We start from the raw sequence: 5,651 nt of genomic DNA on the forward strand, positions 1-5,651 counted from the left end.
CTGTCAGGCGTTGATTTTCAAGAGCACCGATGACATGCCCCGCTAAAATTAACAGGGATTTCTGTTCCTCTTGGGGAAAATAATCCTCACCGATCTTATCCGTTACCGCTATGATACCAATAACCTTATTTTTGACTATGATAGGTGCCAGCAACAAGGCGCATCCTTCATAGTGCTCAAAACGCGCCGGAAAAATATCACTGGTGGAAATATCTTCGACATACAAAATGTCTTTATGTATGCAAACCCAGGCGGAGGGAGATTCCTGATCGAGACCTTGCTTTATGCCGATCAATTCGGTATTGGTCGAGGCCACAACTTTAATGTTCTTAGAGCCTTTCACAAGCATGATAGAGCCGCTTTTGACGCGCATGTGCCGGACAATTTCAAGGATAATATGCTGTAGTTTCTCCTTGAAATCGAGGTGCTGATTATGGGAGACGGTAGTAATTTTTATTAAAACTTCAAGCAATTCTTTAGCGCTGGCCATGGGCTGCTCCCTCACATTTTAAGACAGGTTTTCAAAAGCTCTTGGGCTTCTTTGTGGTCCGCATCGATCTTTAACAATCTCTTCAAGGCTCTTTCAGCCCAAATGGGCTTGCCTAAAGTTAAATAATTCCGGGCAAGGTGGAGTTTAACTTCCAGGTCTTCGGCGTCATTTTTTTCCGCTTCAACCAAATAGGGCAATGCTTTTTTGACATCACCTAAAGATTCCCATGCTTTACCCAGCTTAAAAAAAAGATCCGTCCGCTGCGGCAGTCGACTGATCAGCCCCTCTATAAGGGAAGCGGCATACTCGCCGGCTCCGCTCTCAAGACAAAAATCAGCAATTTCCTCCTGAAGCTCTAAAGGCGCTTTCGAAAATTTGAAAGCCTGGGTAAATACCTTAATGGCTCTGGGAATCATTTTCCTTTGGATCAGGGTCTTGCCAAAACTGATCCCGCGGTCAAGGTGGCGCGGGCTGATCTCCATGGCTTTTTCAAAGTAATGATGAGCCTTGTCAATTTCATCCTGCTTGAGATACAGCTCCCCAAGATTATGGAAAGCAATCACATCCATTTCATTCATCCGGGCGGCCTGCAACAACCACTTTTCAGCCTCTTTTAAATCATCCTTCTTTAAATGAAAATGGCCCAGTTCACGGATGGCTCGGGAGGAATCCGGATCCAATTCCATGGCCAGCAAGGCTTCTTGGATGGCCATATCCAGTTCGCCTTCATCTTCAAAATCCCGGGCTCTCTTAAGATGGGCGACAATGGGAGGAGGATTGTTGGCCTTGGCAACGGCATCGGCAACCTTGTTCTCCAATAACTTGATGGTCAAGGGCTTCAGTATCAAGGCATCAACATAGGACTCGGCCGCCTCGGCCACATAGTCCGCGTAGGCCTGGGCCGTAATCATAATTACCGGTATATCCCTTAAAATCCTGTCCTCCCGAATAATGCCTAAGGCTTCACCGCCTTGCATCTCGGGCATATTGTAGTCCATCAAAACCAACTCGATAGGCTCTTTGCGCATGATGCGCAAAGCTTCTCTGCCATTATAGGCATAGAAAAACTGGTCCCCGTACCCGATGGTCTTCATCATGCGATGTATCGATTTGCACATGGTGATGATGTCATCCACGATCAGTACGGTCATCTCGTTTAAATCGATCATAATCGTAACACGGTTTTATTTAGGATTAACCTTCAAAACATATTTCGATTGTAAAACTTCCGAATTCTGTTTTGAAAGGTATCGCAATTTTGGGGCCTTTGGTCATAGTTTCAAGCTTATGGTTTTTACCGGTAATCACCGTAGGAATAGCCCCTTGAAATACTTTGCCTATTTCTTCCAGCTCCTTTCTGGCCTGACCGGATATCATGTTGGTTAATTCACCCACAGCATCTGCAATTTCACTGTTTATTTCCACCATTTCCTCTCCAAACATGTTGGAAACGATTTTTAAAATGCATGCTTCATCAAAAGTGACGGAAACCGTTCCGTTTGCCTCACCGGTAAAGCCAACAATACCCGAAACATCTCCTTGGGCAACATTATCTTTTTTGAGATGAGGTTTTCCAGCTTTTGCCTTAACAAATGCCATTGTTTCTAAAACATTTATCGTAGCAATTATAAATGGATTAACAAGTTTTACATCCATTGCTTATTCTCCATCGAAAGTAAAGGCGATGATCTAATCGGCTGACGGGAGCCGAGTAGATTTTACCGTAATATTCAACTGATATTATGACCCTATATTGGAATAACATAGTCGAACCCGAACTGCAAATATTTTCATTTGTGCAGGATGATCAACTCGGATTTCTAACGATCCAGGCTTGTCCGCAGGTTGAAATATCATTTTTTCAACCGATATATTTCGTCTATGAGGATAATTATTTTTTGCTAAGGCTTTATTTTATAGAAGCATCGTCTAAACAATCATGTTCAGCAGCGTACCCTCTAAAAGATTCTTTGACGTTGCAGCGGATAAGCTGTAAGTTTGGCCCATAGAGTATAAATCCACATTGTCTGCTTCTTTGGCGTAATTAAAAGGATTGTCGGTAGTTATCCTGGAAGCATAATTATTAAACTGCACAGCCAACCCATCAAATCCTGCGAAGGTTTCTTTAATACCTGCCGGATTCTGATCGATAGCCTCTGTCAGTTTGGTGTTATCAATTCCAAGCTTGCCATCATCGCCCAGGGTGATACCAAAGGATTCAAGTTTACTGTGATGGTCATCAATATATGCATTAACAGATGAGAGCACCTCATCTTTGATATAATCGCTGTTACTTTCCAAAAAACCAACCAAGGCGTTGATTTCTGATACCAAGGCGGATATTGTATTTTTGACGGTGTTTGCATCAGGAGCTATCTCCAAGGTCGACTCTCCAACGCCTTTCAAATTTACCGTGACCATCCCATCATCCAAAGAGATCGTATTGGAACCAGAGGTATAGCCTGTTCCATCAACAGTATATTGAGCGTCTTGAGCCTCGGTTGCAACAATCTCTACCGCCGTTGCCGCGATAGCGTTGCCTGATATGTCAGAAACCGAAAAGGCCGCGGCCAAGCCGGTATTATCAGAACTGATTACCAGTTGTTGTGTTTCCGCCCCGCTGCCGGCAACAACTTTGGCGGTCACTCCTAGGCCGGCTTCATTGACGGCCGTTGCCATTTTTTGCAGAACAGCCTCATTGGTGTCGCCATCCATCACCTCAATGCTAAGTTCGTAATCTTGACCGTTCACATTGATATTATAGGTATTAGTCCCTAAGGTGACTCCGCTGACATCGGCTTTATTCAGTTCCAGGCCGATGTTTTCTTGGTTCTGGGCAATTTGTGCAACCGAAATGTTATAGGTGGCTTCTTCTGCGCCGATATCCAGAGATAAAGCATCATAAGCTGATGCTGTTAACACATTGGAATCAGAAGATATTGCCGACCGGTCGTTGAAAACGGAATGCATATCAGTAAGGGTCAATTTTTTAGCTTTCGAGGAGAGGCCTGCAACCATATTTCCAAGTTGATTTATGGCAGCAGCAGATTCTTTTGAAAAAATTTGGTTGTCGATTTTGTTTTTAAGATTATTCATGGATGATACGAAGACACCCATTATTAGATTTCCGGAATTTTTTACACCAAGGGGTGCTAAGAGGTTGCTTAAAATCAGATAATTATTGTAAGAACCTGTAATCTTCATAATGCGCTCTCCTTTTTACGAAACCGTCATAAATTAGTAAGAAGGTCCGTCAGTGTTAAATGTACCACGATAGTCATACCTAACGTTAACTTGATAATACCTAACCCAGAAGAAAAAAGCCCATCCTCTTTGAAGAAAGAATGGGCTTTAAAGCAATTTGTCCAATAGCTGGGCAACCCCGCTACCCATCATCACCGGGCCGGAGGCTTTGCGTCCCACTCTTTCGAGAGGTTTGCCTTTTTAACAACTTTATTCTATTATCGGTAGAAAAACAGGAAATCTTTAGGGCTATTTTGCCAAAAACCAATAAAAACGGTTAAAATGGAGCAAGCGATCGCCTTGACTTTCCATTATCTGAATGCCAAGGTATGGTTATGAAAACACAAGGTATCCACGTGACGGAATGGCCTGATCTGCAAACGCCTCTTTTGATTATGGGCTTTGACGGCTGGGGCAATGCCATGGACGTTTCCAGAGGTATGGCCTTTTTTTTAATCCGCAAGCTGAAGGCGCAGCCTTTTGCCAGGATCAATCCGGATATCTTCTACCTCTATGATATCAATCGTCCTGAAGTAGATATAGAAGCCGGAATTATGAAGCACCTTGCACCTCCGGGCGGCACATTTTATGCCGCCCGAATCGAATCAGGCCCCAATGATCTTGTGGTCTTGGAAGCCGCCGAACCCAATCTGCAATGGTACCGTTTTGCAGATGAACTGTTTTCCCTTTGCCGCCAACTCGGAGTCGAAACCGTTATTACCCTGGGAAGCATGTATGATAGTGTTCTCCATACGGATCGGATTATTTCAGGAATAGCCTCAAACGCAGAGGTTCTTTCCAGGCTTAAAAAGAAAAACGTCATTCCTGTTACCTACCAGGGGCCCAGTGCCGTTCATTCCGCATTACAGTCTGAAGGTGTTAAACGGGGTTTCCAATGCATCAGTCTATGGTGCCATTGCCCGTATTACCTGCAGAATACCAAACATTACGGCTTGATGTCCCATTTAGGAAAGGTGCTGTCTTCTCTGGGAAAATTTGAACTGGACACCAAAGGCCTTGACGCCCGCTGGGAGGAGCGTGAAGATCAGATTCAAGATCTTATCAAAAACAGCCTTGAACTCCAAACTGTTATCAACGAACTTCGCAAGGCTAAAGTGCGCGGCACATGGGAAAGCATGAAAAAATCCACCACAGGCGAAAAGGTTATCAACCTGAAGGATTTTATGCCGCCACAATAACTTGGAAAATGACGCAAATTGGAGAATGCAGTGCTTCCGGATAAAACCGACATTCTGATTGCCGGCGCAGGCATCATTGGGCTTACCCTGGCAAGGGAGCTGATTGCCTGTGGATATGATGAAATCGTTATCGTCGAAAAGGAGCCGGAACTCGGTTTGCATGCCTCCGGTCGCAACAGCGGAGTCCTGCATGCGGGGATCTATTACAGTCCCGAAAGCCTCAAGGCTAAAATGTGCCTTAAGGGTAATTTCCAGATGAGGGCATACTGTAAGGAAAAGGGGCTGCCGCTTCTCGAAAAGGGTAAAGTCATTGTTGCGCGCAGTGGTTCCGAACTGCCGATACTGGAAGAGCTTTACCGGCGGGCAACGGCCAACGGCGCCAAGGTGGAAATGGTCGACGAAAAGCAACTGGCGGAGATCGAGCCTAATGCCAAAACAACCGGCAAGGCCCTGTATTCGCACCACACCGCACAGGTGGATCCCAAAGCGGTTTTGCAGAGTATCCGCAAAGAGCTTGCCGCCAGCGGCAAGGTGAAAATCATCACCAATTGCCGCTTCAAGGGTCTTGACGGCACCAGGACGGCAGTCACCACGCGCGGTAAAATTACATTTTCCCGCTTCATCAACTCTGCCGGTGCCCACTGCGACCTGGTGGCTCAGGCCTTTGGTTACGGCTATAATTATCGCCTCATCCCTTTCAAGGGGATCTACCGCAAACT

At 45.2% G+C, this 5,651-nt stretch carries 6 protein-coding genes and 1 riboswitch; of the genes, 2 read left to right on the top strand and 4 right to left on the bottom strand.

Annotation, left to right across the window (positions count from 1 at the left end; translation table 11 throughout):
* The 4 genes from V3S16_RS05315 to fliD form a co-directional block, all read right to left on the bottom strand.
* On the bottom strand, nt 1–490 hold a 490-nt coding region (locus tag V3S16_RS05315), incomplete at its 3' end, for a GAF domain-containing protein (RefSeq protein ID WP_413883636.1).
* An 11-nt stretch (nt 491–501) separates the two neighbouring features.
* Entirely contained in the window at nt 502–1,659 is a 1,158-nt protein-coding gene (locus V3S16_RS05320; protein WP_413883637.1) for a response regulator, read from the bottom strand.
* 25 nt (nt 1,660–1,684) lie between these two features.
* The gene (locus V3S16_RS05325) at nt 1,685–2,146 is read right to left on the bottom strand and encodes a chemotaxis protein CheX (protein ID WP_413883638.1); all 462 of its coding nucleotides are present in this window, start codon (nt 2,144–2,146) and stop codon (nt 1,685–1,687) included.
* 273 nt (nt 2,147–2,419) lie between these two features.
* Entirely contained in the window at nt 2,420–3,586 is a 1,167-nt protein-coding gene (gene fliD, locus V3S16_RS05330; RefSeq protein ID WP_413883639.1) for a flagellar filament capping protein FliD, read from the bottom strand.
* Nucleotides 3,587–3,862: 276 nt separating this feature from the next.
* A riboswitch (cyclic di-GMP riboswitch) is annotated at nt 3,863–3,941 on the bottom strand.
* A gap of 127 nt (nt 3,942–4,068) precedes the next feature.
* Here fliD and V3S16_RS05335 point away from each other — a divergent pair.
* Nucleotides 4,069–4,932, top strand: a complete 864-nt coding sequence (locus V3S16_RS05335; RefSeq protein WP_413883640.1) for a PAC2 family protein — start codon at nt 4,069–4,071, stop codon at nt 4,930–4,932.
* 30 nt (nt 4,933–4,962) lie between these two features.
* Nucleotides 4,963–5,651, top strand: a 689-nt coding sequence (locus tag V3S16_RS05340) for an NAD(P)/FAD-dependent oxidoreductase (RefSeq protein WP_413883641.1), incomplete at its 3' end; no start/stop codon positions are given.

It is taken from the genome of Candidatus Desulfatibia sp., assembly GCF_036446775.1.
In the GTDB taxonomy this organism is placed as follows: Bacteria; Desulfobacterota; Desulfobacteria; order Desulfobacterales; family UBA11574; genus Desulfatibia_A.